Source organism: Sphingobium psychrophilum, assembly GCF_012927105.1.
GTDB classification, from domain to species: domain Bacteria; phylum Pseudomonadota; class Alphaproteobacteria; order Sphingomonadales; family Sphingomonadaceae; genus Sphingobium; species Sphingobium psychrophilum.
In genome coordinates this window covers 76,692-103,224 of sequence record NZ_JABBFV010000011.1, presented here as the reverse complement: position 1 = coordinate 103,224, position 26,533 = coordinate 76,692, and the positions used below count along the sequence as shown (strand labels likewise).

Below are 26,533 nucleotides of genomic sequence, written 5' to 3'. Positions count from 1 at the left end.
GTACCCGATCATGTGCCCATCCTGTTTACTTCGAAGAACACACCTCAGGAAATCGGCTTTCGTGTATCTATTCCGGTGCTTTCGTCGGTTTGCGGTGGCGGGGGCGACGCACCGCGATCGCGATAGGAGGGCAGGTCCGGAGCGCCATCCGGCGCCGGGTTAGCTTGCAGGCGCGCGATCATCTGTTTCATTTGGGCGATCTCGCGTACCTGCGCGTCGATGATGCCATCGGCCAGCTTTCGAACCTCGGGGTCCTTGATGTGCGCGCGCTCGCTGGTCATGATCGCAATCGAGTGGTGCGGGATCATCGCCTTCATGTAGGAGACGTCGTCGACCGTTTCCTGGCTCCGCACCAGCCAAAGCGCTAAACCAAAAATGGCAGCGCTACCGAGCAGGATGCCGATATTGAGGCGGGTGTTCTTGTACATGCCCCACATGAAACTGAGCATGATCACCGCCATGACCGCGCCCATGACGAGCGCCATCCAGGTGCGCGTCTGGCTGAACTGGACATGGCTCAGCGCATAGGTGTTGAGATACATCAGCCCGAACATCACGACCGTAGACGTCGCAATCATCGCCACGAACCGGCCATAGCCCATGCCTATGCCCATGCCATTCTTCTTGTCTTCCATTGACCGACTCCGTCCTACCTCTAGGCTCCTCACCCTCCTCGGCTGCCAAGGGGGCATGCCTGCAACTCACTTCATACCCAAAGGGATCCAAGATCACCTGGAGTATGACCGGGAGGATGGACATTCAACTTTGATCATAGCCGGGTTTCCGCTGCGCCGTACCTCTGCATTGTTCAGCCAGGCTCTTGGGCGGCGACGCTTAACCGGCCAAGTTCTGAGGGCGCCCTGATGTCGACCGGCTTTGTCGCTATCAATTCCTTGAGCGGCCCGAGCAGCTATGATGATCCTGTTGCATACTGCGGGCGTGAGTGATTTGATCCTTGTACCGCCCGACGGCACCCTGGACCGCGAGAATCGCCCTAATTTACAGGCCATCGAGTACGCGTACCCCTTATCGCCAGAGCACAACCCGCTAGTAGCGGGAGCGTATCAAAAGATGCGATTAGTGCGACGACGTTTTGGCACGGGGTTTGCCCGGAGCTTTGATGGGGCTTCGTAAGATTACGCATATTGAGTCGGGAGCCGGGTCCATAGTCTTGGTGGCGAAGAAAGGTTCTTCACCGCCAGTTTTCCTCGGCGGGTCTTGTAAACTCAGCCAAGGAGGCTTCCACCATGTTGCTCAAGAAGAAGATCACCATAGCGCTTGCAGGCCTCGCCGTGCTCGGCGCCGCGCCTACCTACGCCCAGGGCATCGGCCACAGCTTTTTCATGCGTGGATCGATCGTCGGCAAGGACACGACCGGAACGGTCGTTTGTGTGGGTAAGGCCGACGGCGCGACCGTAGGCCAGGTCCTCGAGGTCTACCGTGTGGAAAGCACACCTGGACCTTCGAAGACCCCCGGCGCGGGCTTCCGGCGCGTGGCCGTCGGGCACGTCAAGATCGATCACATTTTCGATGACCATTTCGCGCATGTGAGCATCGCCGACGGCACGCCGAAGGTCCACGACATCGTCGAACTCCGCAGGAAATAAGTCGGCAGCGGGGACGGCGACCGCCGTCCCCACCATCAACGCCACCTCGCTGCAGAACGAGACCGGCACGATCGCTCGCAACCAAGCGACGAACACCGGCCTGGGTGCACGAGACATGAATTGAAAGGAATCGAGATGCGCTTCAAGAAGTCAATATCGATGGCCATGGCGAGTATCGCCCTCGCCGGCGCGGTCCCCGCTCTGGCGACCGGCATCGGCCACAGCTTTTTTATGCGTGGATCGATCATCGGCAAGGACACGACCGGAACGATCGTGTGTGTCGGCAAAGCAGATGGCGCGACAGTCGGACAGGTGCTTGACGTCTATCGCGTGAAGACGCTGCCCGGCTCCGGCTACAAAGGAAGCGGCCCCGCTTATCGCCGAGACCTCATCGGCCACGTCAGGGTCGATCATATATTTGACGACCATTTTGCGCATGTGAGCGTCGCCGACGGCGCTCCCGCAGTTCACGACATCGTCGAGCTCCGCAAGAAATAAGGGCGTGCCGGGGAGGGGCTTGCCGCTCCCCATGATGCCTGATGGCGGCCGCAAGCGACGAAAAGTCGCGCGGCCTTTGAGCGGACAGGAGAGCGGCGATGATCGACCGACGTCCAAATATTTCTCTTGACCCTGGACCTAGGTCCAAGCGGCACTGTGCCTCCGAGACTTGCCATGTCACGGCTTAGAATCGGTGAGCTGGCCGAGGCTGCCGGCGTTCGAAAGGACACCATACGTTATTATGAGCGCACCGGCCTGCTCCCCGCTCCGCAACGGACCAGTGCAGGATACCGCGTCTATCATCCTGCAGACGTCGAACGCATCAAGTTCGTTCGCGCTGCACAGGGGCTCGGTTACACCCTCACCGAAACGCACGCGCTCCTGCTGGTGCGGGCCGGAGACGCCCTCGCCGGGTCGGATATCCTCGCCGTCACGCGGGTCAAACTGCGCGAAGCACTGGTCAGGGTGGAACAGCTCAAGCTTATCGAAACAGGCCTTGAGCAGCTGGGTGAAGCGCCCTCGCACGAAGCCGAAAGCGACCCTTGCCCGATCCTCTTTCTGGTTCGGGACGGGCGGCTGTCTCAATTGGCCGCAGATCAGCCAGAACAAATGTCCGTGGGAGAGGACCACACCACCTGCACAGGGAAGGACTGAACATGAAATACTCTATCTCGCTGGGATTGCTACCACTGGCGCTGCTCGGCGCTTGCGCGACCCTTCCGCCGACTAGCGCGCAGATCGCGAGCTGCAAGGCCATGGAAGACAATATGGGTCTCGCGACGCCCCATGATCACAACGAGATGAAGGGACAGGGGCGCAACCCGATGAATCTCTCGCACGATCGCTGCCTGCAGATTCTCAAGCAGCAATGACACCCTGATCTGTCGGTCGAGCACGCTTATCAAGCTCGTCCGACGGGATTTGCGTTCGACCGCTCACTCTCATTCGGAGACACATCATGAAGACTCACCTCACGAATACGTCCGGGAAGATCGTCTCGGGGCTCACAGCCCTTGCGCTTCTCGGAACGCTTGCTGCGTGCGGCAAGAAGACGGACGGCACGCAAAACCAGGCTGCCTCCAATGCCTCTGCAAGCGCGCCCGGCGCTCTTGAAAACGACACCGCCGCCGCCACGGACTCTGTCGGGACCGACAACACGGCGGCCGATATGGATGAGCGCCACCGTCAGGATATGGACCACAGCGACATGCGCCGGGGTGGGCCGATGATGCCCAATGGCGCCCCGCCTACGAGCACGCCCGACAACAGTCAGTCCGCCCCGATGAAGGATATGTAAGCCGAGCAGGCTGAAAACCCCGGCACTGCCCGACCTGAGCAAGACCAATTCGAAGGAATAATGCCGCGACCTTTCGAATGGTCGCGGCAACGGAGACGCGCCATGACATATTTCACGATCGGAAAGCTGTCGCGTGCGCTCGGCATCCGTCCCGATACCATCCGCTATTACGAGCGCAACGGTCTGCTTCCTCCGCCCGCCCGGTCTTCTGCCGGTTACCGCACCTATGGCGACGCCGATCTCGAGCGCGTGCGGTTCATTCGCAAGGGGCAGCAGCTGGGTTTCACGCTTCGCGAAATCGGAAGCCTGCTCGATTTGCGCGCGTCCGACACCGCGACAACCGCCGATGTCCTGGCCATCACCGAGAGCAAGATAAATGAAGCGACCACCCGTATCGATGATCTGACCCGCATCAAGACCGCCCTGTCCGCCCTGTCCGCCCAATGCTCGATCGACATTCCCATCGCGGATTGCCCGATCCTCGCGCATCTCGCGAGCATTCCCAGGGGAAGCCCACCTGGCGACGGCGACCCTCATGCCGCCCGCGCAGTGAAGGCGTCCATATGAGACCTGTTTTGCAGCGTTTGGGTTTACTGCTGCTTTGGGCAAGTCGGCGCCAAGCGCGCGCGCTCCTCAGCCGAGCAAGTTTAGCCTTGGCTGTTATCGCTGCGGTTGGCGGCCTGGCCCAGCCTTCTGTTGCCGAGCATCTGCCCGGTCAGCATTTGGGCTCGAAGACGGATCTCATCGGTATCTGGTCATTCGACGCCCGGTCCGGGTGCAAGACCGGTACAGCCTGGGAGTTCCGGGCGGATGGATCTTATAATGAGATCAGTTTGCCCGACCGTGCACCGCAGGCCACCGGGACGTGGTACGAACGCGGTGACATCATCTTTTATTCCCTGGCGCGGCCAGAGACAGTCGCCCCGGGGCGGCCTGACAAACGCATGGTGATCATCGAACGCGAACCCGATCGCCTCGTCGCATTGGGAGGTCGCAGAGTTCGCCACGTGATGCACAGGTGTCCGTGATGACCGAGAGCCTCATTGTGGAGGGCATCCACTGGATCACGCGTGCCATCGAAGTCACCGGGACGGCGATCATCGTCGTGGGCGCCGGTTCTTCGCTGATCAGATTCCTGCAGCAATCCCTGAAAGGTCCGATCGACCAACATGTCGTCGGCAACTTCAGGTCGAGCCTCGGTGAAGCCATTCTTCTCGGACTCGAATTCCTGGTTGCGGCCGACATCATCAACACTATCGCGATCCAGCCAACGCTTAGCAGTCTCGCGGTCCTTGCCGGCATTGTGCTGATACGAACCTTCCTGAGTTTCTCGCTAGAGGTCGAGATCAAGGGTCGTTGGCCCTGGCAGCGGGCGACGGGAACCCCGCGCGATGATTGAGCATCGGCGCCGGCTCCGGGCGCCCGGGCGACAACGCCGGGGAAACAGGAAACTACGTATATTGGCGAAAATCGATTTGTGGTCCCTCGGGGCCGTTGCCAGCCGGATGTTCGGCCGGTCATAGCAATGGAGTATTGATCATGATCATGACGCGTTCTTCCCGCTTGCGCGCGCTCGCCCTAGGGGGTGCAATCGTGCTGTCGCCCGCCATCGCCTCGGCCCAGGGGCAAACCACCGGCCATCCGTCGACCCAGTCTGCGCCCTCCGCCAACGGGTCGATGCCGGCAGGCGGCATGGAGAAGCACGACGCGATGCCAGGCATGGCCGGCATGCCGATGCAGGACGACAAGATGCCTGCGGCCATGCCTCCGATGGCAAAGAAGGCCGGATGCTGCGGCATGAAGAAGATGCCGATGGCCAAGCACAAGGCAGCCCCGCACCGCCGCCATGCGAAACCCGCCACCGCGAAGCCGGCGCCGATGCCCGCGGACAAGCCGATGCCCATGAAGGATGACATGTAAGGAAGTCCTCAGGTGACGCGCCCTCACAACAACATCACCGGCCTCAAGCTATCGCGGGCTTTGAGGACGAGCGGTATCGCACTCGCGCTGGCGATGATCTCCGGATCACCGCCAGCGTCGGCGCAGATGGCCGAGTCAGAGCACGCGTCGCATCATCCAGCGGGCGGAGCCGCCGCGCCAGCGGCGATGCCAGCGGGCAACGTGATGGGGGCAGCAGCTCCGGCCGCGGCGAAAGCTGCCGATCCCATGGCGGCGATGATGAAAGGGATGATGGTGCCGTCGCCGGGTACCAAAATGGGCGCGGGACCGGCGGGATGCTGTGGAAACGGCGGCGCCAAACCCTTCTACCCCTCGCTGATGGACTGGCCCGTCCTGACCGATGAGGCACGACGGACGGTACGCGCCGCGGCTCTCGCCCGCCTGGGGTCGGGCGCCGAGGTCCTGACCGCGGAGCAAGCCCGGCTTCACCACGCTCTCATGTCGAACGACACGAAAGGAGCCCAGGATGCGATCAGGGGCGCCCGCGAAGGCCTCGCACTCGCGGACAGCGGAGCAGGCGCGCTCAGGGGCCTCGAAGAGGGCCGCCCTCCCCGGCAGATTGCCCTGAGCTGGTTCAAGACCCAGTCGGGTTTTGCCGTCAGCGACCAGATGGCATACGGAAACGAGCTGGCGGGCCTTTCCTGGTGGCACCTGATCGCGATGGCGCTGCTGGCGGCGGCTCTGGTTGCGGCGCTGCTACTCCGATGGGCGCGGCTGCGCCGCATCGCAAGCTTGGTGGAGCGGCTCGCACCAGGCGGGGCTACACCACCGGCCAGTCCGGCCACCTCTCCGGCCCCGGCCCCCATCGTGCCGGCGCCCGCTGCTCCTGCAGGCGCAGCTACGCCCGGCAGCGCCACGCCGGCAGCGCCGCGCCTGTGGAAAGGCGTCCTGCGGATCACCGCGATCTTCGACGAGACCCCGAGCGTCAAGACGTTCCGGCTCATGGAACCGAACCGCGGGCCGATGCCGTTCACGTTCCTGCCCGGCCAATATGCCTCGATCACCTCGGAGATCGAAGGCCAGAAGGTCCGACGATCCTACACGATCTCGTCATCGCCCACACAGCGCGACTATATCGAGCTCACGATCAAGCGCGAACAATATGGGCTGGAATCGCGCCATCTCCATGATCATGCCGCTACGGGCGACCTTCTCGAGATTGCGGCGCCCGCGGGCCGGTTCTTCTTCACCGGCAAGGAAGCCGAGGGGATCGTCCTGATCGCCGGCGGAGTCGGCATCACACCGATGATGAGTGTGCTGCGCAGCCTGACGGACCGCTCCTATGAACACGACATCTACCTCCTCTACGGTGTCAACACGCCGACGGATCTGATCTTTCGCGAGGAATGCGACTATCTGGCGCGGCGCCACCACAAGCTTCACATCGTCTCCATCGTCGCAAAGCCCGAAGGGACCGACTGGGCCGGGCCTTCCGGTTATTTGACGGCCGATTTCATCGCTGCTTCCGTTCCCGAAATCGCCAGCAGGCGCGTTCACCTGTGCGGCCCACCGCCGATGATGGACGCGGTGAAGGCGGCGCTTGCGCAGCTCAAGGTGCCGGCGGAGCAGGTCAAGACCGAGGAATTCGCGCCCCCCAAAGGCGGTCCCGTCCTTGAAGATGAACCGGCGGAGACCGCGACCGACAGCTCGGCATCGGCCGCCCCGCAGACGCCGCCCGCCATTCCTTCCGCGCAGGCGACGATCGCTTTTTCGAAGTCCGGCAAAAGCGGTGCACTCGCACCCGATCAGTCCGTGCTCGAGGCGGCGGAGGCCATTGGCGTGGCCATCGACTATGAATGCAGGGTCGGCATCTGCGGAAGGTGCAAGGTCCCGCTGCGGCAGGGCCAAGTGACGATGGAAGTGGAAGACGCTCTCGCCGCCGACGAGAAGGCCGACGGTATCATCCTCGCCTGCCAGGCAAAATCGGTGGGCGATCTCGTGGTGGACGCTTGAGATGACCGAAACCGAGAAAGTAACGGTCGGCGCTCTCTTGACTGCTCTTGCGCTGCTGGTCCCGGCCTTCCTGCTGCATTCCGCGCCGCGGTTCCCCGGGAGCCTGGCGGGAGGCCTGTTCGGCATCGCCGCCGCCCTGCTTTTCGTGCTCCTGCTCGTCTACAGCATCGTGAAGCGGCAGGCGTGGGTCAAGCAGCGCACGCAGCGTCTCGTCTCGCTTGGCGGACTGCTCAGTTTCCATGTGTATGCCGGCGCGATCGGCGCGCTGCTCGGGATTATCCATTCAGGGCACAAGTTTCAAAGTCCGATCGGCATCGCCCTCGTGATCGCGATGCTGACAGTCGTCGTCACGGGCTTCATCGGCCGATATTATCTGGCGCAGGTCGGCCAGGAATTGCGGTTTCAGCAAAAGGAACTCAAGGTCCTGCGCGACCGCTATGACGTCCTGGCGGCCGTATCGGCCGATCTGCACGGTCAGAACATCGTTGATCCATCAGGACTGCCGCTGGACTCGCTGCTCGGCGCGATAGCCGATCTCGAATTCACGATTACCGCACGCGACGTCATCAAGGCCACGCTCGACAGGTGGATCGTCGTGCATATCGTCGCGGCGATCATCATGTACGGATTGCTGACGATGCACATCTGGAGCAGCATCTACTTCGGCCTGCGGTGGTGGCCATGAACCGGACGACCATCGTCTATCTGATCCTTGCGACGCTCGCGGTGGCCGCCGCGATCGCCGTCCCCCTCACCATCTACCGCTCGGGCAGCACCGCGCTGCCGCAATGGGCGTCGTCGGTTCGACCCGGGCCGCTATCGAACGCCCATGCATTTCTCGAAGGCAAGTGCGAGAGCTGTCACACGCCCAATCGCGGGATCAAGGCCGAAACCTGTATTGCCTGCCATGCGTCGGCGCCGGAATTGCTTATGAAGCCGGAGACCGCCTTCCACGTTAACGTCACGGAATGCGCCGGCTGCCATGTCGAACATCAGGGGAGAGACATTCGGCCGGTCCGCATGGATCATGCCGTACTCGAGAAGATCGCCCAGCGTGGCATGAACCATCCCGCGGGGCTCGACTGCCAGTCCTGTCATGCCCCCCGGGACACGCATAAGGGCTTCTTCGGCACGGACTGCGCCAGCTGCCATCTCACGAGCAGCTGGAAGATCAGCGGATTTCTCCACCCCAGCCCCAAATCAACCGAATGTTCGCAGTGCCACAAGCCGCCGCCGAGCCATAACATGATGCACTTCGAAATGATGGACAAGACGATCACCGGCGAGAAGAGCGCCCGCGTGGAGCAGTGCTTCGCGTGTCACCAGACCGACTCATTCAACAATATCAAGGGTGTCGGCATGGTGAAGGTCCATTGACCCGTCATAGGGGTGTACCGGCAACAGTCGCTACGCGCGCTTTACTCCAGCCCGAAAGAGCAATTCGAGGATTTCCCGGAGTTGGAAAGGGCGCTGCCCGACAGCTTTTCCTCGCGCCACGTCCGTTCGCGCGAAAATGCCGCTGCCCGCAGACCACATTCACGAAACCGAACTCAAGGATCCGTAACCGGCCGACCAAAGAACTGGAAAAATGGGACCAGCGTGCACGAGAACCCCGTTGGCGCGCGAGCCGGATTCCCAACAGGACGGCCCTTTGATGAAAGCTCCACGCCCAAAGGCGTCTCGCACCCGCCGATTGCGACGCATCCGCCAAATATTTGGCCCAGGATTTATTGCCGGAGCCGCCGACGACGATCCCAGCGGGATTGCAACCTATGCGCAAGCCGGCGCGGCTTATGGATATATGCTTGGCTGGACCATGCTTCTCACCTGGCCGCTTGCCGCGGCCGTGCAGGAGATCTGTGGTCGAATAGGGCGAAGTACCCGCGCCGGGCTGGCTGAAACCATTCGTCGTCGTTGTCCATCACCCGTTCTAAGGCTCGTTGTCCTCCTCCTGTTCATCGCAAATATCATCAATCTCGGGGCCGACCTGGGTGCAATGGGCTCGGCGATGTCTCTCATAGGCGGCGGTCCCCCGCACCCCTGGGTGATCGTCTTTGCGCTTGCTTCAACATTGCTCGAGACGTTTGTGGACTATCAGCGATATGCCCGGCTCTTGCGATGGATGACCCTGGCGCTCCTGGCTTATGCGGCGACGGCATTTGTGGTGCATGTATCCTGGGGCTCGGTCTTGCGCGGGCTTGTAGTACCAGCCATGCCCGGCTCGGGAGCGTGGATGCTGGTGGCGGCGATCTTTGGCACCACGATCAGCCCCTATCTTTTCTTTTGGCAGGCCTCGCAGGAAGCCGAAGAAGCGGGCCTGGCCAGCGCTGGTGATGCGGAGCCAGGGCCAGACTGGCAAGTGCGCCGTATCCGACTGGACAGCTGGCTCGGAATGCTGTTCTCGAACGTCATTGCCATCTTCATCATCGTGACGACGGCCGCAACTCTGAATGTCGCTGGAACCACCCAGATTGATACGGCTGCTCAAGCGGCCGAGGCGCTTCGACCGCTTGCAGGCGATTTTGCCTTCGCGCTTTTCGCTGTCGGAATCATCGGGACCGGCATGCTCGCCATTCCGGTGCTCGCCGGCTCTGCGGCCTATGCCGTTTCTGAAGCATTTGGTTGGCGGACCGGCCTTGCGCAAAGCGCTGGGCGGGCCAAGGCCTTCTATGGCGTAATTGCTGCCGCGGGGTTGCTGGGTGTGCTTGTGCACTTCTCCTCGATCGATCCGATGAGGGCATTGCTATGGAGTGCTGTCGTCAACGGCTTTGTTGCAGCCCCACTTATTGCCCTGGTGATATGGCTCGGCTCGGATTCCGAAGCGATGAACGGCCAGCCCATTCCTCGGCGGCTGCAACTGCTCGGTGGCGCAGCCTGTCTGGTCATGGTCGGTGTTGCCATAATGACCACAGTTTCGTGGATCGCCCCGACCGCGCGATAAATGATGATGATCCCCTGGCGATCCAGCGCTCGCACGCACAGATCAAGCTTGGCACGAGATTGACGCGTTCCGCCCTCAGCAATTTCAGCATCGTGAATCCGGCCGACGCGCGGCCTGGCTCAGGCGACGCCGGTCAGCAAGTCCTGCGCACATTACGTAACGCGACGTGTGTGTGCTTGCCATAAATCGAAGAAATGCAAGCCAATCGCCCAAGTCACCGCGCCAGCATTAACGCCGTCAGGCCGGCGCGGCCGCGCAATCCTGTGTCCAAGCTGCTCAGGCGTGGAGACAGAATATTGGCCTTGACTCTGGACGGTGGTCGAAGCCCGACAACATGGTCGGATCATGAACCCCATTGCTCGGCAACCGTCGTCTTGCCGCGGCGCGAACACGAGGGAGCAGCGGACGCGGCCCCCAAGGCGGCATGAGCCGCTCTGAGAGATATTTTCATATTTGAGGTCGAGCATGAACCACTCTGTGATCATTCCCCCGCTCAAGCGTATCGCTGTCGTAGGAACCTGCATTCCAAGGCAGTGTGGCATCGCCACCTTCACCAACGATCTGCAGCAGGCGTTGAAGAACTGCGATTCCGATCTCTCTTCAATGACGATCGCGTTGACGGACGATGCCAACACTTACGCCTATCCGCCCGATGTCGCCCTGGAGATCCAGCAGGCCTCGCCCGCGTCCTATGCAGTCGCCGCCGACTTCCTCAACGTGTCGAACGTCGATCTCGTTTCTCTTCAGCACGAGTTCGGGATCTTCGGAGGTGAGGCCGGTGAATTCATCCTTGGCCTTCTCAGCGGCCTCAACGCTCCGATCGTCACGACGCTGCACACCGTACTGGCCAACCCCAACCCTGCACAACGTCGCGTCATGGATGGCATCATCAAACACTCATCCCGCCTCGTCGTCATGGCGGACAAAGGACGGCGCATTCTGCAGGACGTCTATGATGTCCCGACCGAGCACATCGCCGTGATACCCCACGGCGTTCCGGACCGCGCCTTTATCGATCCGGCGATGGCGAAGCACAAACTGGGACTTGCAGACCGGACCTTGTTGATGACCTTTGGCCTGCTTGGTCCAGGCAAAGGTATCGAAACGGCAATTCGCGCAGTGCCGGCACTCGTTCGCGACCATCCCAATCTGCTCTATATGATTGTCGGCGCGACCCACCCCAACCTCGTTAGGGATGAAGGCGAACGCTATCGCGATAGCCTCGTTGCACTCGCAACCGAACTCGGCGTCATCGAGAATATTTGCTTTGTCGACCGTTATCTCTCACTGGATGAGCTGCTCGACCATTTGGCTGCATGCGATATCTACCTATCGCCTTACCCCAATGAAGCGCAGATCGTTTCAGGAACGCTCGCTTACGCTGTTGCCCTTGGTAAAGCGGTCGTCTCCACGCCCTTCTGGTATGCGCAGGAACTGCTCGCCGACCATTGTGGCGTGCTGGTGCCTTTTTCGGAACCGGATGCACTCGGAGCTGCCGTCGCTCGATTGATCGTCGATGGCGCGTCGCGTAGCGAGATTAGAACCCGCGCGTACGAGCGCGGTCGCGCGATGATCTGGTCGAGCGTGGCGAAGCAGTACCTGAAAGTCTTCTCCGATGTCCGATTTGAAAGACGCTCCGGCGCTTCTCGGGCTATACGTCCTGTAAATGACGAAGCCTGGAACAGGGCGCTTCCACCGATAAACACGGACCATCTCGCCGCTCTTACCGACATGGTCGGCGTAACCCAGCACACAAAATTCGCGGTTCCGGACCGGAGACACGGCTATTGCCTCGATGACAACGCGCGCGCGCTGTTGCTTCTCTCCGAACTATCGACGCTGCGTTCTCTTACTCCACACGAGGAGCAGCTTGCGTTGACATATGCCGCATTCGTTGAGCACGCCTGGTCGCCAAAGGATAACCGCGTCCACAATTTCATGGGGTTCGACCGCACATGGCTCGACGATGCGGGAGCCGACGACGCGCATGGCCGCACGGTCTGGGCGCTGGGGGCGGTCGCAATGCGAAAAGACGATCGATTCCTGGACGGATGGGCCGCCGCGCGCTTGCTGGAGATGGCGCCGGCGTTGGTAGCGCTGACCACGCCGCGTGCCTGGGCCTACGGGCTGCTCGGCATCTCAAAGCTTCTCCGGCGCTTCCCGGGCCATCGCAATCTGGAACAGCTGCGAGGAGAACTGTCCAATCGCTTGTTCCAACGTTGGTCTGACGCCGCCGCGCCCGACTGGATCTGGTTCGAAGACAGGCTCGGCTATGACAATGCCCGATTGTGTGAAGCTCTCATCGAAAGCGGCCATGACACTGGCAACGAGTCTCACCTTGATGCCGGCCTCGATACGCTGCGCTGGCTGATGACGCTGCAGACGGCTGAAGCTGGGCACTTTCGGCCGATCGGAACCGAAACATTTGGAAGCGACAGGCGGCGCCCGCAGCCGTTCGACCAGCAGCCTCTCGAGGCTTGTGCAGCGGTGAGCGCATGCCTTACCGCGGCCCGAGTCACCAGCGACGTCCGGTGGAAGCGCGAAGCGCGCCGGGCCTTCAATTGGTTTCTCGGGGCAAACGACCTTGGCATCCCCGTCGTGGACGTCGAACGAGGCGCCTGCTTCGATGGTCTCCATCCAGACCGGCGCAATGCCAACCAAGGCGCTGAATCGACGCTCGCATATCTTTCCGCACTGACCGCGATCCTGAGCACGGCCGAACAGGATAGCTCGTCGAGCAGAGCGGCACGCGTAGTCGAACTCTGCGCGGCCGGTACTAAGCCTCTCAGGCGGGTACCCAACGGGGTCCGAACAGGTCTTCCCGAAGACCGCCCAGAAGCTCAGCTTTCCTGTGGATGCCCAAATCCATGACGACGGTATCGGCTCAGCCGGCTGAAAAGGCCCGAGCGCTCAAAAGGTCCGCGACCGACTCCATCGGTCCGTTGGCGATGGATGCCGTACAGAAAGCTGAGGCATGAGCAGATGCGTATAGCGATGATCGGCCTCGGCAGGATGGGTGCCAATATCGCGCGCCGTCTGATGCGCGGCGGTCACGAGATCGTCGCCTATGATCGGAACCCGCCGCTGGTGGCCATGCTGGCCGGCGAAGGCGCGACCCCCGCCGCTTCGCTTGAGGAGGTCGCAGCCACGCTGGAGGGGCCGCGCATCTTCTGGGTGATGCTGCCAGCCGGACCGCCGACGGAGAGCACGATCGAGACGCTGATGGGCCTCGCCTCCCCAGGCGACATAATCATCGACGGCGGCAACAGCTTCTACAAGGACGACATCCGCCGGGCGAAGCTGTGCGCCATGAAGGGGCTCCACTATGTCGATGTGGGCACCTCAGGCGGCGTGTGGGGCCTCGACCGAGGCTATTGCATGATGATCGGAGGCGATGCTGCGACGCTCGTCAGTCTCGATCCTCTCTTCGAGGCCCTGGCACCAGGCTTCGGGACGATCGCACGCACGCCGGATCGCGGCGATCCCAACGAGGATGCCCGTGCCGAGAAGGGCTATATCCACACCGGTCCCGCCGGCTCGGGCCATTTCGTCAAGATGGTGCACAACGGCATCGAATATGGCTTGATGCAGGCCTATGCTGAGGGGTTCGACATCCTGAAGGGCAAGTCATCGGCCAAGCTGCCGGAAGACGAGCGCTTCGACCTCAACCTGACGGACATCGCCGAAGTTTGGCGTCGCGGAAGCGTCATCTCCTCGTGGTTGCTCGATCTGACCGCAACGGCGCTCGCGAAGGACCAAATGCTGGAACAATTCTCCGGCCAGGTCGCGGATTCCGGCGAGGGTCACTGGACGATCGAGGCGGCAATGGAGGAGGCAGTCCCTGCCTACGTGCTCTCAGCGGCACTGTTCGCGCGCTACCGCAGCCGCGTCGACACAACGTTCGGCGACAAGCTGCTCTCGGCGATGCGGTTCGGCTTCGGTGGCCATGTCGAGATGCCGCAATGAGCGATGCTCCGACTGCGCCCTCTGCCACCTTCGTTATCTTCGGCGCACTCGGAGACCTCGCCCGCCGCTTGCTGATACCCGCGCTCGTCAACCTCGCTCGGGCCGACTTGCTGAAGGAGGATTTGGCGCTCGTCGGTGTCAGCCATCATGACATCGACGACGAACAGCTGCGCGCGGCGCTTGACGAAGGCGTGGAGGACGATGCCAACTGGCAATGGCTCCGCAGTCGTATCCGCTATTTGAAAGGCGATTTCGCCGACCCGGCAATGTATCAGGGTCTCGGCCGCCAACTCGCCGGCAACGCGATATTCTACCTCGCCACCGCGCCGACTTTCTTCGGGACCGTCGTCAATCAGCTCGGCGATGCAGGACTGCTCACCGAGACCGATGGTTTCCGCCGCGTCGTGATCGAAAAACCGTTCGGGACCGACCTTGTCTCCGCGCAGGCGCTGAACCGGCAAATCCTTTCCCGCGCCAGCGAGTCCCAGATCTACCGGATCGATCATTTCCTTGGGAAGGAGACCGTGCAGAACATCATGGTCACACGCTTCGGCAACACCATGATGGAGGCCGTCTGGAACAACCGCTACGTTGACCATGTCCAGATAACGGCGGCCGAGGCAGTGACCGTCGGCACCCGCGGCAGATTCTACGACGCCACCGGCGCATTGCGGGACATGGTTCCCAATCATCTCTTCCAGCTACTGGCGATGATAGCGATGGAGCCCCCGATCAGCTTCGATGCCGATGCGATCCGCACGGAGAAGGAGAAGGTGATTGCCGCCATCCTGCCGATCGACCCGGCCGAGGCCATTCGCGGGCGCTATTGCTCGGGCTCAGTCGCTGGCAAGGCCGTTCCCGCCTATCTCGACGAGCCCGACGTGGACCCTGCCAGCCGCACGGAGACCTTCGCCGCACTCAAGTTGCACGTAGAGACATGGCGGTGGTCGGGCGTGCCCTTTTATCTACGCACCGGGAAGGCGCTGGCGACCCGTGATACCGAGATCGTCGTCCAATTCCGCGACGTGCCGCTGGCGCTTTTCCAGGAGACGGTGGTGGACCGGCTGCCCCCCAACCGTCTTGTGGTGCAAATCCAGCCCGACGAGGGCATCAGCCTCGAGTTTGTGGTCAAGCGGCCTGGGCTCGTCGTGAACACTGCGCCAGTGGCAATGGATTTCCGCTACCGTGACCATTTCGACGTTGGCCACCAGACCGGCTACGAAACTTTGCTGTATGACGTGCAATCCGGCGACCAGACGCTGTTTCAGCGCGCCGCGCAAATCGAAGGTGGCTGGCGCGCTGTGCAGCCGCTCCTCGATCTGTGGACGCAGGGCACTCCCGAGGACTATGCCGCAGGCAGCGCCGGCCCAGAAAGTGCGGATGCGCTGATGCACCGCTCGCATCGACGCTGGCATCACCTGGGATGAGCAGCCCTATTCGCCTGATCGTCTCCGATATAGATGGCACGCTCGTCCGCCAGGACAAAAGCCTCTCCGAAGGCGTCATCTCTGCAGTTGGACGCGCCAGAGCAGCTGGTATTGCGGTGAGCCTGATCAGTGCTCGCCCGCCCAGCGGCATGCTTTGGATCGCGAGACGGCTGGAACTCCCGGGCGTCATCGGCGCTTTCAATGGCGGCACGATCGTCGAGACGGATGGGGCTGTCATCTCGGCCGACCAACTCGATCCCGAGTGCGCCGCGCGGACGCTCGCCCTGCTCGAGCACCCAGCCGTCACGCCCTGGCTGTTCACGGGCGGCCTCTGGTACGCACGCGCGGCCGACGATGTGTACGTTCCGCGCGAGCGCCGCGCGGCAAACATCGAGCCGATAATCAGGGACAACTTCGCGGGATTGCTCGCACACACTGACAAGATCGTCGGCGTCAGCAACGACCAAGCACTCCTCGCGCGACTTGACGGCGATATCGCGGCAGCGCTCGGACGCTCTGCGACTGTCGGCCGTTCACAGCCTTACTATCTCGACATTACCGCCGCCCAGGCCAACAAAGGTGATGGCGTCGCCGCCCTGGCAGCCGCGATCGGAGTGCCGCTCGCCAACGTTGCCGTCTTGGGGGACGAGCGCAATGACCTTCCAATGTTCGCGCGCGCTGGCCTCTCAATTGCGATGGGACAGGGTCCCGACGCGGTCCGCTCAGCCGCTGACCAGGTGACTGTGTCGAACGAGGAGGACGGCGCTGCCCAGGCGATAGACAATATCATCCAGACGGAGGCTGCGAGATGATCCAGCCATTGTCGGTCGCGCCATCGATGTGCGCGACGAGGTGGCGCGCAAAAAATGTGCAGCGCCGCACGAGCCGGGCCAAAGGCGGATCCGCTGCGGCATCTTGGAAAGGCGCATCGCGTTCGGAGATCCACCAGAGCCGGCGATCGTGCCTTAGCGCCGCCTACCTGCCGAGCGACCGCACCCTGATTGGAGTCCACCGATGAAGCGACTTTTCGCCTTCGATCTCGACGGCACGCTGGCTGAAAGCAAGCAGCCGATCGACCAGAATATGGTCGAGTTGCTTGCCGCGCTGCTCGATCTCGTCGGCGTCGCGGTTATCTCCGGTGGCGACTGGCCGCAGTTCGAAGCGCAAGTCGTGTCGCTGCTGCCGAGCAGTGCCAACCTCCGGCAGCTCTTCATTATGCCGACGACGGGCACCAAACTCTACCGTTTCGAGAGCAGCTGGAAACCAGTCTATGCTGATGTGTTCGACCCCGACGAACGCCAGCGCATTCTGCGCGCGTTTGAACAGGCTCTGGACGAGATGGACCTGGCGCACGAGAAGATATGGGGCGAGCGGATCGAGGACCGCGGAAGCCAGATTACTTTCTCTGGACTTGGACAGGAGGCGCCGCTCGATGCAAAGAAAGCGTGGGATCCCGACTTCGCCAAGCGCAAGGCACTGCAGGCGGCGCTTCGATCACGACTGCCGGAATTGTCCGTCAACGTGGGAGGATCAACCTCCATCGACATTACTCGCCAAGGTATCGACAAGGCCTACGGAATGCGCCGTCTTTCCGAGGAATCCGGCATTCCGCAGTCGGCCATGCTGTTCATGGGGGACGCGATCTATCCCGGTGGCAATGACGATCCCGTTCGCGCAGCCGGAATCGACGTAATCCCCGTGCGAGACGTGGCGGAGACCCGAACCGCGATCATGGCAATCCTCGCTTGCCTCGCGCCTGATCCCGCTCTGGCCGAGCAATAACCACAGGTGCGAGATGACCCGCCGCCCGGGCGCGTCTCACGCCGGCCGGAACAAGAATTCTCCACCCGGCGGCCGACTATTCCCTGTGAGCCAAAGTGACCTACTCCATCACATCGAGGAGATTGTCGATCGATGCCGTAGCGAAGGCAGTAAAGCTGTCCGCCACGCCATAAGGGAGCAACATCGTCCGACCCTGAACAATCGCACCGCAACTGTAGACGACGTTGGGCACGTAACCGTCTCGCTCGTGGGGACTGGGGAAGAGCACCGGGCGCGGCGTGCGGGCCAGCAGCTTCGATGGGTCGTTCTTGTCGAGCAGACACGCGCCGATGCAGTAGTTTCGCACCGTGCCGACACCGTGGGTCATCACCAGCCAGCCTTCGTCGAGCTCGATCGGCGACCCGCAATTTCCCACCTGCACGAATTCCCAGGGGAACTTTGGCGTAATGAGCTTTTCGCCCCCTTCCCAGTTCAGCAGCTCATCGGAAAAATGTAGCCAGATGTTCTTGCTGTCCTGACGCCCAAGCATTGCGTACTTGCCCGCGATGCGCCGCGGAAAGAGGGCCATACCCTTTCCGCTCGAGGCGCGACCGCTCAGAACGCGCATGTCGAACGACCGAAAATCGGACGTCGTCAGCAATTCCGATCGCACTTGGCCCCCGCCGAACGCGGTATAGGTTCCATGATAGATCATGCTGCCGTCATCTTCGCAGAAGCGGACGAGGCGCGTATCTTCGATGCCTTGCGTTTGGCTTGGCAGTACCGGGAACAGCACGGTCTCCGAAATCGACCTGCCACCAGCGCAGCAAAGGCGCGCCGCTACGCCCTCACCTCTCGGACAGGTATCGATAAGGGGCGCTACCGATGTCGGACTGGCATCATCGACGACGAGCGCTCCTCCCGGCGTCCAGGTGCCAGTGCGGAACGTCACGGACGACACATGTCCCTCGCCAATTCCCCGCAACGAGATCACGAAACGGATGGTGCCTTCGGCAAGACCCGACTGGTCGGGATGGAGTACCGCGCTTGGATTGAACAAGGCGGCCGCCTCATATGCAAATTCCTCGCTGCAATAGGCACCGATCAATCGTCGTTGCGCAGCGTTCGTCCGATCAGCGCCTTTAATCCGACCGGCGATATCGTCGAATTGGCGAAGCAGCATGGCATCAACATCACGATGGTTCTCGTCCAGCGACAGCGTCACGCCTTTCAACTGGCGGGCCAACTCAGCCTCGTCGAGACCCATGATCAGGTCGACTGTCTCCTGCGTGCGGGATGGACCGTCGTCGAAGCCTCTGGGGTAACTCGGCTCAAATGGCCGGACGACAGTGCGTGATGGATCGGGTCGAAGCACGCGGTCGTAAAAGGTGAGCTTGGCGCGTTCGGTCATGCCGGCCGGTCTCCACCCAGGGCGCTGCCGCGACCAAGGAGATCTATGACCGCTTTGTGCCGGTCCCACGGTACGAGAAAACTCGCCCCGGGGTCGCGGCACGTGACCCGCCGACGTCGAGAGCCGAGGCTAACTCGATGCGAGAGCGGTTGTTCCGCGCAGGCTTTGAGCGAGCGCGCCGTCACTGGGCGCCGCCCTCGAAGTCGATCACGATCCGGCCTTCGATTTCGCCATGATGCATGCGCGCGAAGATGTCGTTGATATTCTCCAGCGTGTCCGTCGTGACGGTCGCGTGAACCTTGCCCTCGGCGGCAAAATCAAGGGCTTCCTGCAGATCGAGGCGAGTGCCGACAATGGAGCCGCGAACGGTGATCCCGTTGAGGACCGTGTCGAAGATCGACAGCGGAAAGTCGCCTGGCGGAAGCCCGTTCAACGCCACCGTGCCGCCCCGCCTGACCATGCCGAGTGCCTGCTTGAATGCGATCGGCGACACGGCGGTGACAAGTGCGCCATGGGCGCCCCCGATCTCCTTCTTGATGAATGCCGCGGGGTCGACGTTGCGCGCGTTGACGGAGAGATCTGCGCCCTGTCGCTCCGCGAGCGCGAGCTTGGCGTCGTCGATATCGACGGCCACGACATTGAGCCCCATCGCCTTGGCATATTGCACGGCCATATGCCCGAGACCGCCGATGCCCGAGATCGCCACCCAATTGCCGGGCCGTGTGTCCGTGACCTTCAGCCCCTTGTAGACCGTCACGCCGGCGCACAGGATCGGGGCGATGTCGATGAACCCGATATTGGCCGGCAGGTGACCGACATAGTTGGGATCGGCGAGAACATATTCGGCAAAACTGCCATTCACCGAATAGCCGGTATTCTGCTGGGCCTCGCAGAGCGTTTCCCATCCGCCGAGGCAATGAACACAGTGCCCGCAGGCGGTGTAGAGCCAGGGGACGCCGACACGGTCGCCCTCCTTCACATAGGTCACGCCGCTACCCACCGCGACCACATGACCGACACCCTCATGGCCGGGAATGAACGGTGGATTGGGCTTGACCGGCCAGTCCCCCTCGGCCGCGTGAAGGTCTGTATGACAAACGCCGGTCGCCGCGATCTTCACCAGGATCTGGCCCGGGCCAGGCATCGTGACCGGCACTTCCTCGATCACCAGCGGTTGGCCAAATTCGCGTACGACCGCAGCTTTCATGGTCTTGTTCATCGTGGTGTTCCTTGCAGAGGCGGCCGCGCGGATTGGCCGCGGCCTGGGTGAGCCGGGTCAAAAGAGGCCGAGGGCCGTCTCGTCGTAGCTGACCAGCAGATTCTTGGTCTGCTGATAGTGGTCGAGCATCATCTTGTGGTTTTCACGCCCGAACCCGGAGGCCTTATATCCTCCGAACGCCGCGTGCGCGGGATAGGCATGATAGCAGTTGGTCCACACCCGACCGGCCTCGATCGCGCGGCCCAGCCGATAGGCATGATTGCCGTTACGGGTCCACACACCGGCGCCCAATCCGTAGATGGTGTCGTTGGCGATCGAGATCGCGTCCTCGATCGTCTTGAACGGGGTCACCGACAGGACCGGCCCGAAAATCTCCTCCTGGAAGATCCGCATCTTGTTGTTGCCGACAAACACGGTGGGCTCGACGAAGAAGCCGTCGTCGAGCTCGCCTCCCGGACGGGCGCGCTGCCCCCCCGTCAGGCACTCGGCGCCTTCCTGCTTGCCGATGTCGATATAGCCCAGGATCTTGTGGAGCTGGTCCTCCGACGCCTGCGCGCCCATCTGCGTGAGCGGATCGAGCGGGTCGCCGACCCGGATCGCCGCGACGCGCGCGACCGCCCTTTCGACAAACCGGTCGAAGATCGATTCGTGGACCAGCGCGCGCGAGGGGCAGGTGCAGACCTCACCCTTGTTGAACGCGAACAGGGCGAAGCCTTCCAGCGCCTTGTCGAGGAAATTGTCGTCCTCGTTCATGACGTCCGCCAGGAAGATGTTCGGGGACTTTCCGCCCAGCTCCATCGTCTGCGGGATCAGGTGCTCGGCGGCATAGCCCATGATCTGCCGGCCGGTCGTCGTTTCGCCGGTGAAGGACACTTTCGCAATCCGCGGATTGGCCGCGATCGCGCGTCCGACCGACCCACCCGGTCCGGTCACGATATTGACCACCCCCGGCGGCAGGATATCGGCGGTCAGCTCGGCGAACAGCAGCAGCGAAAGCGGCGTCTGCGAGGCGGGCTTGATGACCGTGCAGTTGCCGGCCGCGAGCGCCGGGGCAATCTTCCAGGCCGCCATCAGCAGCGGGAAATTCCACGGAATGATCTGTCCGACGACGCCCAGCGGCTCGCGGAAATGATAGGCGATCGTCTTCTCGTCGATTGTCGAGATCGACCCTTCCTCCGCGCGGACGCAGCCGGCGAAATAGCGGAAGTGATCGATGGCCAGCGGCACATCGGCGGCGCGGGTCTCCCGGATCGGCTTCCCGTTGTCCATGGTCTCGGCCAGCGCGAGCAGCTCGAGATTGTCCTCGAGCCGGTCAGCCACGCGATTGAGGATCCTTGCGCGCTCGGCGGGGCACATGCGCGCCCAGCCCTCCTTCGCCCGGTGGGCAGCATCCAGCGCTGCCTCCACATCCTCTGGCGAAGACTTCGCGATCTCGGCGAGCTGCCGGCCGTTGATCGGACTATGGTCCGTAAAATATTCGCCGCGTATCGGCTCCACCCATCGTCCACCGATGAAGTTGCCATAACGCGACGGTGCGTGACCCTTCGCCCGGACGGTGTCGATCGCTTGCTGGAACATGAAACATCTCCGCTATACATGGCCCGGCGCCCAGGTGTGCGGCACCGCGGACTCAATATTCTCCCTCGCAGGAGGGCTGCGTTGCGGATGTGCGAGATGACGACTTTGCGAAGTATTGGGATTGTTACGTAGCGGCTGATAGAGCAATCCGGGGCCGGTTGGATGCGGTGTCGATCGGCAACAAGAAGCCGTGCGTCGCGACCGAACGCCGACACGGGCGTCAACGTCAGTAATAATCTGCGAGCGTCAGCAGCCGCACGATACCGGATCCGTCGACGAGCCTGAAGTGGGTGCCGGCAGGAAGGAAGCGCCAGCGCCAAAGCTGCCCACGCGTGTAGCTTGCATTGATTGGCCGCCCGTCGATACGGACGATCCGATCGCCGACCGACCAGCCGCTCTTCTCGGCCGGACTATGGACCGCGACATGGGCGACGGTCAGGGCGGAAGGCGAAACCGCCAGGCCGAAGCCTGAACGGTCTTTCAGCATCGGGAGCCTGTGTTTTGGCGGCGCCGGACGCAGCCACAGGCTTTCCGCAGTGATATCCATGATCACATCGAATTGCGCGATGAGCGGCAATCCGATGCTCCCCACCGCGCTGTCGGATTGCCAATGATCCAGCCCCGCCACCGGCACCCCGGCAATGTGCACTTCGCCGATAACAATGTCGTCCAGAACAAAGGCGGTCACAATCTGGACCCCATCAAGGCTTCCCAGCGCCGCGGTCGACCGGGCCTTGCCGGCGAGGAGGTCCTGCGCAGCGACAAAGGGGGTAGAGAGCATGAGCGCATTTGCGCTCCCGAGATCGAAAATGAGTTGCACGGGGCTCCCGCCCCCGATCGACGCTGTGACCAGCAGTTCGCTGCGAGTCCCGTGCGTCAGAGGAAGGCGACGCCAGCCGCTCCCGCCGGCAAAACTCCCCGTCGGGGCGAAGCCGATCCGGTCCTGCGTGAAGTCGAGGGCGACACAGCGCCCCGCCAAGATGTCCTCCCCCAGGACCAGATCGATCGGGCGCCCGAATGCGGACGATATCGCCGCAAGGTCGCTCACGATGGCGAACGGCAAGCGCCTGCGATCGTCGGCGACGGTGAGGGCAACGTCGCTGATCTCGGTGACCTCGACGCGGCCACCGGTGCCGCGAATGATCCGTTTCCCGGATGGGGCGATATCCAGACTCTCCACCAGGCGCGTATTGATGATCGAAGCGGCGCTTCCGCTGTCTAGAATGGCGCGGACGGGACTGCCGGCCACCTCTGCCGAGACCATCAGCGTATCGCCCATCGCGATCTCCGCTGACGTCCAGGCAAAGGAACCCCACCCATCGCCTGCGCGGGCGAGAGACGTCAGAGGGAAGCCAGCCGACGAGGCGCCCAGGAGCGACGCGGCGGACAGGCCGCGGGCGAGAAGCGTCCGGCGATGCATCCTGTGATAAGCGTCCGCGTCGTTTTCCAATCTGCCCTGCCTGCTTCTGGAAAACCGCCCCGTTCGATCGACGCCGCACAGGCGGTCTCATTGCCCGGCATGATCGTTCGCATGCTGCGCCGGCGGCAGGCATCCGTAACAAAACGTATATTTCCCGAACGGCTCGAACGGCACTTCTGCTGGCATCTTCAAACGGATCGAAATCTTGCGGTCCCCACGTCCAATTCTTCGAGGAGCCAAGTCATGCAGAATATTTTCCGTAGCAAAGCTGGCCTGATCGTCCCCGCCATCGCTGCGCTTGTCGCGCTCTCGGCGACGCAGGCTTGGGCGGATGAGGCCCCGCCGGTGCCGGCAAAAGTCGTCAAGCACCAGAACCACGAGGCGCATCAGGCCCATCAGGCAGGGATGAAGCATGGCGCGAGACAGATGCATGACGAGATGATGCACGACCATCAGATGGGCGTGAACGCGTCGGGCGGCATGCAGATGGGATGTGGCGGGGCGGCCGGGTGCAAGGACAAGATGCCGATGGCGCCCAAAGCGAAGCCGGACCAGGCGCCGCCCGCCGCCAGCATGCCCGCCACGCCGATGAGCGACGACATGTAGGAAGCGCGGAAGTGAAGGGCCGACAGCGTTGGCGAGACAGATGCGAGGGTCCGGCAGATACGGATGTCTCCACCGGACGCTGATCCTGCGCGCCTTTCACTTCCTCGGCCGGGTTTCATGCGCCCCTGACCCCGCCTGCCCGGTCGGCCGTCTCTGCGACCATGCCCCCGCGGGGCAATCGGCTCCGCGGCGTCTCTTCAGGTCTGGTTCCGAAAGTTCAAATTGATGCGGACTCTACTTCCCCCGCTTGCCGATACGACCACCGGTCGCCGAGGCTTCGTGCAAGGTCTTTTGCTCGCGACAGCCCTTGCCACGCTGGGTTGGCCCGCGCACGCGCTCGCGGCACCGGCGGTGAAGACGCCGGACGTGCTGAGCGGCACCGAGATCGATCTCGACATCAGCCGGGTCACGGTCAACTATTCCGGAAAAGCGAGCGTCGCCACGGCCGTCAACGGGAGCGTGCCGGGCCCGCTGATCAGGCTGCGCGAAGGCGACGCTGTAACGATCAGGGTCAAGAACAGTCTGGATGAAATGACCAGCATCCATTGGCATGGCCTGATCCTGCCGACGGACATGGATGGCGTGCCAGGGATCAGCTTTGGCGGAATAGCGCCGGGCGAAACCTTTACCTACCGCTTTGTCGTGAAGCAGAGCGGCACCTTCTGGTACCATGCTCATACATTGGCGGAGCAGACGGGCCTTTATGGCCCGATGATCATCGAATCGAAGAGCGAGACGCCCCTCGCCGCCGACCGCGACTATACGGTCATGCTCAGCGACTGGACGGACGAGGCTCCGCTTCAGGTCTATCTGAACCTGAAGAAGATGAGCAGCTATTATAATTTCGCGCAGCCGACCGCCGGCGATTTTGCGCGCGATGCCGGCAAGCTCGGGCTGGGCGGTGCTTTGTCGAAGCGCGCGATGTGGAACAAGGCGCGCATGAATCCGACCGATCTGAGCGACGTGTCCGCCGCCACCTACACCTATCTCCTGAACGGCGCGCCCTCCGCCAGGCACTGGACGGGCATCGCGAGCAAGGGCGAAAGGGTTCGCCTGCGCTTTATCGGCGCCGGAACCGCCACCTATTTCGACGTTCGGATTCCCGGCCTGATGCTCACGGTCGTCGCCGCCGACGGACAACCCGTCGAGCCGGTCGACGTGGATGAATTCCGGATCGGACCCGGTGAAACCTACGACGTCATCGCGACCATCGCGGACGACAAGGCCTATGCGATCTTCGCCCAGTCCATGGATCGCACCGGCTTTGTCCACGGCGTGCTCGCGCCGCGTGACGGCATGAGCGCGGACATTCCCCCGGTCGATCCGCGCTCCTGGCTCGATCCGATCGACATGATGGGTGGGATGGCCGGGATGGCGGGGATGGGACCGGCCGGTCACGACCATGGCATGGTCGAGACGACACCCAAAGCCCGCCATGCGCGTACCGAATATGGTGCCAATACCGACATGCGCGTCGACTTTCCGCGTACCAATCTCGATGATCCCGGCGTCGGGCTGCGGCGCAATGGGCGCCGGACCCTGACCTATGCGGATCTGAAGACAGCAGGGCCGGCGGCAGACCCCCGCGAACCGCAGCGCGAGATCGAACTCCATCTGACCGGCAACATGGAACGCTTCGTGTGGGCATTCGACGGCGTGAAGCTCAACGATTCGAAGCCCCTGCATTTCACCCCGAACGAACGGCTCAGGATCATCCTCGTCAACGATACGATGATGACCCACCCGATGCACCTGCACGGGATGTGGAGCGATCTTGAATCGCCCGACGGACAGTTCCAGGTCCGCAAGCACACCATTTCGGTGCAACCGGCCCAGCGCGTGGCCTTTCGCGTGACGGCCGACGCGATGGGCCGGTGGGCCTTTCACTGCCACCTTCTCTACCACATGGCGGCGGGCATGTTCCGCGAGGTGGTCGTGGCATGACAAGCTCGCGCTCAACTTGGTTGCTGGCTCTCACCGGGCTCGCGATGACCACCATCACCGAACCCGCGCTCAGCCAGCAGGTGAAACCCGCGGGCAACGCCGAGGCCGCCAGCTCCAATGATCAGGCCATGCCGCCGGATATGCAGATGGGCGACCAGCAAAAAGATGGCAGCAGCGCGCCCCCGATGAACATGCCCGGCATGGACATGAGTGGCGGAAAGCCCGGCGCCGATGCGCGCGACCCGGACGCTTATTCCGACGGCTACAGGAATTCGACGCTGCCCGGCTATGAGATGGCCGACAAAATTTCGGTGGCCAAGGTGCTCGTGGATGAGCTCGAGTTCCTCACGAACAAGCAAGGCCAAGGCATCAGCTGGTCGGGTCAGATTACCAATGGCCCGGACAACGACAAACTCTTGCTGCGGAGCCAGGGCCTGAAACAATCCGGTGAGCGGCTTGATCCGGAATCCTCGGTCGAGGCGTTCTGGTGGCACGGACAGCGCCCGTTTTGGGGAACGATCCTTGGCGTGCGTCAGGACATCGGCCCGGGAGCCCATCGCTGGATCGCCGGGGGGATCGAGGGCCTGGCCCCCTATTGGTTCGATGTCCAGCTGACCGGCTACGTTGGAGACGATGGCCGTCTCGCGGCACGTCTGAAGGCATCCTATGACGTGCTGCTCACCAACCGCCTCATCCTCGTACCGCAGCTGGAATCGAACGCCTACAGCAAGGCGGCTCCCGAGCGCGGGCTCGGCGGAGGCCTGAGCAACCTCGAGCTCGGCTTGCGGATGCGCTACGAGATTCACCGAAAAGTCGCTCCCTATGTCGGCTTTGTATGGGAGCGCTCCTTTGGTGAGACGGCGGATTTTCGTCGCCTTGCTGGCGAAAATCCCACCGAACACCGGTTTGTGGCTGGCTTACGGATCTGGTGGTGAGACGCGCGCTG

The 26,533-nt window shown here is 62.5% G+C and carries 25 protein-coding genes; 20 read left to right on the top strand and 5 right to left on the bottom strand.

Annotated features, from left to right (window positions below):
• Nucleotides 1–44 precede the first annotated feature (44 nt).
• Nucleotides 45–602: a DUF305 domain-containing protein gene (locus HHL08_RS15675; RefSeq protein WP_037529695.1), complete on the bottom strand. Its 558-nt coding sequence runs from the start codon at nucleotides 600–602 to the stop codon at nucleotides 45–47.
• Nucleotides 603–1,247: 645 nt separating this feature from the next.
• On the opposite strand from HHL08_RS15675, the gene HHL08_RS15670 reads away from it, so the two are divergent.
• From HHL08_RS15670 to HHL08_RS15590, 17 genes are all read left to right on the top strand, one after another.
• Entirely contained in the window at nucleotides 1,248–1,607 is a 360-nt protein-coding gene (locus HHL08_RS15670; protein ID WP_024018512.1) for a hypothetical protein, read from the top strand.
• A gap of 135 nt (nucleotides 1,608–1,742) precedes the next feature.
• Nucleotides 1,743–2,105 (top strand): hypothetical protein, encoded by a 363-nt coding sequence (locus HHL08_RS15665; RefSeq protein WP_024018511.1) that lies wholly within the window; start codon nucleotides 1,743–1,745, stop codon nucleotides 2,103–2,105.
• A 174-nt stretch (nucleotides 2,106–2,279) separates the two neighbouring features.
• Entirely contained in the window at nucleotides 2,280–2,759 is a 480-nt protein-coding gene (locus HHL08_RS15660; protein ID WP_082679233.1) for a MerR family transcriptional regulator, read from the top strand.
• A 2-nt stretch (nucleotides 2,760–2,761) separates the two neighbouring features.
• Nucleotides 2,762–2,977, top strand: a complete 216-nt coding sequence (locus tag HHL08_RS15655) for a hypothetical protein (protein WP_024018509.1) — start codon at nucleotides 2,762–2,764, stop codon at nucleotides 2,975–2,977.
• A gap of 86 nt (nucleotides 2,978–3,063) precedes the next feature.
• Nucleotides 3,064–3,402 (top strand): hypothetical protein, encoded by a 339-nt coding sequence (locus HHL08_RS15650; RefSeq protein WP_024018508.1) that lies wholly within the window; start codon nucleotides 3,064–3,066, stop codon nucleotides 3,400–3,402.
• A 102-nt stretch (nucleotides 3,403–3,504) separates the two neighbouring features.
• Nucleotides 3,505–3,969, top strand: coding sequence for a heavy metal-responsive transcriptional regulator (locus tag HHL08_RS15645; protein ID WP_024018507.1), 465 nt, complete (start codon nucleotides 3,505–3,507; stop codon nucleotides 3,967–3,969).
• Nucleotides 3,970–4,429: 460 nt separating this feature from the next.
• Nucleotides 4,430–4,801 (top strand): DUF1622 domain-containing protein, encoded by a 372-nt coding sequence (locus tag HHL08_RS15640; RefSeq protein WP_024018505.1) that lies wholly within the window; start codon nucleotides 4,430–4,432, stop codon nucleotides 4,799–4,801.
• 134 nt (nucleotides 4,802–4,935) lie between these two features.
• Nucleotides 4,936–5,322, top strand: coding sequence for a hypothetical protein (locus tag HHL08_RS15635; RefSeq protein WP_088181972.1), 387 nt, complete (start codon nucleotides 4,936–4,938; stop codon nucleotides 5,320–5,322).
• A gap of 12 nt (nucleotides 5,323–5,334) precedes the next feature.
• Nucleotides 5,335–7,314, top strand: coding sequence for an FAD-binding oxidoreductase (locus tag HHL08_RS15630; protein ID WP_024018503.1), 1,980 nt, complete (start codon nucleotides 5,335–5,337; stop codon nucleotides 7,312–7,314).
• Nucleotide 7,315: 1 nt separating this feature from the next.
• Nucleotides 7,316–7,999, top strand: coding sequence for an iron reductase (locus HHL08_RS15625; RefSeq protein WP_024018502.1), 684 nt, complete (start codon nucleotides 7,316–7,318; stop codon nucleotides 7,997–7,999).
• Nucleotides 7,996–8,691, top strand: coding sequence for a cytochrome c3 family protein (locus tag HHL08_RS15620; RefSeq protein WP_024018501.1), 696 nt, complete (start codon nucleotides 7,996–7,998; stop codon nucleotides 8,689–8,691). The genes HHL08_RS15625 and HHL08_RS15620 overlap by 4 nt, the downstream gene beginning before the upstream one ends.
• 277 nt (nucleotides 8,692–8,968) lie before the next feature.
• Nucleotides 8,969–10,255 carry an NRAMP family divalent metal transporter gene (locus HHL08_RS15615; RefSeq protein ID WP_052028229.1) on the top strand — a complete coding sequence of 429 codons (1,287 nt, stop codon included), beginning with the start codon at nucleotides 8,969–8,971 and terminating at the stop codon, nucleotides 10,253–10,255.
• 465 nt (nucleotides 10,256–10,720) lie between these two features.
• Nucleotides 10,721–13,126, top strand: coding sequence for a glycosyltransferase family 4 protein (locus tag HHL08_RS15610; protein WP_024018499.1), 2,406 nt, complete (start codon nucleotides 10,721–10,723; stop codon nucleotides 13,124–13,126).
• Nucleotides 13,127–13,207: 81 nt separating this feature from the next.
• Nucleotides 13,208–14,221: a phosphogluconate dehydrogenase (NAD(+)-dependent, decarboxylating) gene (gene gnd / locus HHL08_RS15605; protein ID WP_119750000.1), complete on the top strand. Its 1,014-nt coding sequence runs from the start codon at nucleotides 13,208–13,210 to the stop codon at nucleotides 14,219–14,221.
• Nucleotides 14,218–15,648, top strand: coding sequence for a glucose-6-phosphate dehydrogenase (gene zwf, locus HHL08_RS15600; RefSeq protein WP_024018497.1), 1,431 nt, complete (start codon nucleotides 14,218–14,220; stop codon nucleotides 15,646–15,648). Before gnd ends, zwf begins: the two co-directional genes overlap by 4 nt.
• On the top strand, nucleotides 15,645–16,460 hold the full coding sequence (locus HHL08_RS15595) for a Cof-type HAD-IIB family hydrolase (RefSeq protein ID WP_024018496.1): 816 nt from the start codon (nucleotides 15,645–15,647) through the stop codon (nucleotides 16,458–16,460). The genes zwf and HHL08_RS15595 overlap by 4 nt, the downstream gene beginning before the upstream one ends.
• A 202-nt stretch (nucleotides 16,461–16,662) precedes the next feature.
• The gene (locus HHL08_RS15590; RefSeq protein WP_024018495.1) at nucleotides 16,663–17,430 is read left to right on the top strand and encodes an HAD-IIB family hydrolase; all 768 of its coding nucleotides are present in this window, start codon (nucleotides 16,663–16,665) and stop codon (nucleotides 17,428–17,430) included.
• A 100-nt stretch (nucleotides 17,431–17,530) separates the two neighbouring features.
• Here the strand turns inward: HHL08_RS15590 and HHL08_RS15585 are convergent, their stop codons facing one another.
• From HHL08_RS15585 to HHL08_RS15570, 4 genes are all read right to left on the bottom strand, one after another.
• On the bottom strand, nucleotides 17,531–18,820 hold the full coding sequence (locus tag HHL08_RS15585) for a glycoside hydrolase family 130 protein (RefSeq protein WP_024018494.1): 1,290 nt from the start codon (nucleotides 18,818–18,820) through the stop codon (nucleotides 17,531–17,533).
• A 181-nt stretch (nucleotides 18,821–19,001) separates the two neighbouring features.
• On the bottom strand, nucleotides 19,002–20,039 hold the full coding sequence (gene adhP, locus HHL08_RS15580; RefSeq protein WP_169574012.1) for an alcohol dehydrogenase AdhP: 1,038 nt from the start codon (nucleotides 20,037–20,039) through the stop codon (nucleotides 19,002–19,004).
• Between the two features lie 57 nt (nucleotides 20,040–20,096).
• Entirely contained in the window at nucleotides 20,097–21,617 is a 1,521-nt protein-coding gene (locus HHL08_RS15575) for an aldehyde dehydrogenase family protein (protein WP_024018492.1), read from the bottom strand.
• 226 nt (nucleotides 21,618–21,843) lie between these two features.
• On the bottom strand, nucleotides 21,844–22,896 hold the full coding sequence (locus HHL08_RS15570) for a retropepsin-like aspartic protease (protein ID WP_082679250.1): 1,053 nt from the start codon (nucleotides 22,894–22,896) through the stop codon (nucleotides 21,844–21,846).
• Nucleotides 22,897–23,280: 384 nt separating this feature from the next.
• On the opposite strand from HHL08_RS15570, the gene HHL08_RS15565 reads away from it, so the two are divergent.
• The 3 genes from HHL08_RS15565 (at nucleotide 23,281) to HHL08_RS15555 (ending at nucleotide 26,522) form a co-directional block, all read left to right on the top strand.
• Nucleotides 23,281–23,643, top strand: coding sequence for a hypothetical protein (locus HHL08_RS15565; protein ID WP_024018490.1), 363 nt, complete (start codon nucleotides 23,281–23,283; stop codon nucleotides 23,641–23,643).
• A gap of 225 nt (nucleotides 23,644–23,868) precedes the next feature.
• A complete protein-coding gene (locus tag HHL08_RS15560; RefSeq protein ID WP_031308709.1) occupies nucleotides 23,869–25,587 on the top strand; it encodes a copper resistance system multicopper oxidase in 1,719 nt (572 codons plus the stop codon).
• A gap of 44 nt (nucleotides 25,588–25,631) precedes the next feature.
• On the top strand, nucleotides 25,632–26,522 hold the full coding sequence (locus HHL08_RS15555; RefSeq protein ID WP_370569401.1) for a copper resistance protein B: 891 nt from the start codon (nucleotides 25,632–25,634) through the stop codon (nucleotides 26,520–26,522).
• Nucleotides 26,523–26,533: the final 11 nt, after the last annotated feature.

Coding starts and splice junctions, on each gene's coding strand:
- HHL08_RS15585 (WP_024018494.1), bottom strand. CDS start 18,820: ATGACCGAACGCGCCAAGCTCACCTTTTACGACCGCGTGCTTCGACCC.
- HHL08_RS15595 (WP_024018496.1), top strand. CDS start 15,645: ATGAGCAGCCCTATTCGCCTGATCGTCTCCGATATAGATGGCACGCTC.
- HHL08_RS15675 (WP_037529695.1), bottom strand. CDS start 602: ATGGGCTATGGCCGGTTCGTGGCGATGATTGCGACGTCTACGGTCGTG.
- HHL08_RS15565 (WP_024018490.1), top strand. CDS start 23,281: ATGCAGAATATTTTCCGTAGCAAAGCTGGCCTGATCGTCCCCGCCATC.
- HHL08_RS15625 (WP_024018502.1), top strand. CDS start 7,316: ATGACCGAAACCGAGAAAGTAACGGTCGGCGCTCTCTTGACTGCTCTT.
- HHL08_RS15610 (WP_024018499.1), top strand. CDS start 10,721: ATGAACCACTCTGTGATCATTCCCCCGCTCAAGCGTATCGCTGTCGTA.
- HHL08_RS15640 (WP_024018505.1), top strand. CDS start 4,430: ATGACCGAGAGCCTCATTGTGGAGGGCATCCACTGGATCACGCGTGCC.
- HHL08_RS15620 (WP_024018501.1), top strand. CDS start 7,996: ATGAACCGGACGACCATCGTCTATCTGATCCTTGCGACGCTCGCGGTG.
- HHL08_RS15665 (WP_024018511.1), top strand. CDS start 1,743: ATGCGCTTCAAGAAGTCAATATCGATGGCCATGGCGAGTATCGCCCTC.
- adhP (WP_169574012.1), bottom strand. CDS start 20,039: ATGAACAAGACCATGAAAGCTGCGGTCGTACGCGAATTTGGCCAACCG.
- HHL08_RS15655 (WP_024018509.1), top strand. CDS start 2,762: ATGAAATACTCTATCTCGCTGGGATTGCTACCACTGGCGCTGCTCGGC.
- zwf (WP_024018497.1), top strand. CDS start 14,218: ATGAGCGATGCTCCGACTGCGCCCTCTGCCACCTTCGTTATCTTCGGC.
- HHL08_RS15575 (WP_024018492.1), bottom strand. CDS start 21,617: ATGTTCCAGCAAGCGATCGACACCGTCCGGGCGAAGGGTCACGCACCG.
- HHL08_RS15660 (WP_082679233.1), top strand. CDS start 2,280: ATGTCACGGCTTAGAATCGGTGAGCTGGCCGAGGCTGCCGGCGTTCGA.
- HHL08_RS15560 (WP_031308709.1), top strand. CDS start 23,869: ATGCGGACTCTACTTCCCCCGCTTGCCGATACGACCACCGGTCGCCGA.
- HHL08_RS15590 (WP_024018495.1), top strand. CDS start 16,663: ATGAAGCGACTTTTCGCCTTCGATCTCGACGGCACGCTGGCTGAAAGC.
- HHL08_RS15650 (WP_024018508.1), top strand. CDS start 3,064: ATGAAGACTCACCTCACGAATACGTCCGGGAAGATCGTCTCGGGGCTC.
- HHL08_RS15570 (WP_082679250.1), bottom strand. CDS start 22,896: ATGGGCGATACGCTGATGGTCTCGGCAGAGGTGGCCGGCAGTCCCGTC.
- HHL08_RS15645 (WP_024018507.1), top strand. CDS start 3,505: ATGACATATTTCACGATCGGAAAGCTGTCGCGTGCGCTCGGCATCCGT.
- gnd (WP_119750000.1), top strand. CDS start 13,208: ATGCCGTACAGAAAGCTGAGGCATGAGCAGATGCGTATAGCGATGATC.
- HHL08_RS15670 (WP_024018512.1), top strand. CDS start 1,248: ATGTTGCTCAAGAAGAAGATCACCATAGCGCTTGCAGGCCTCGCCGTG.
- HHL08_RS15555 (WP_370569401.1), top strand. CDS start 25,632: ATGACCACCATCACCGAACCCGCGCTCAGCCAGCAGGTGAAACCCGCG.
- HHL08_RS15615 (WP_052028229.1), top strand. CDS start 8,969: ATGAAAGCTCCACGCCCAAAGGCGTCTCGCACCCGCCGATTGCGACGC.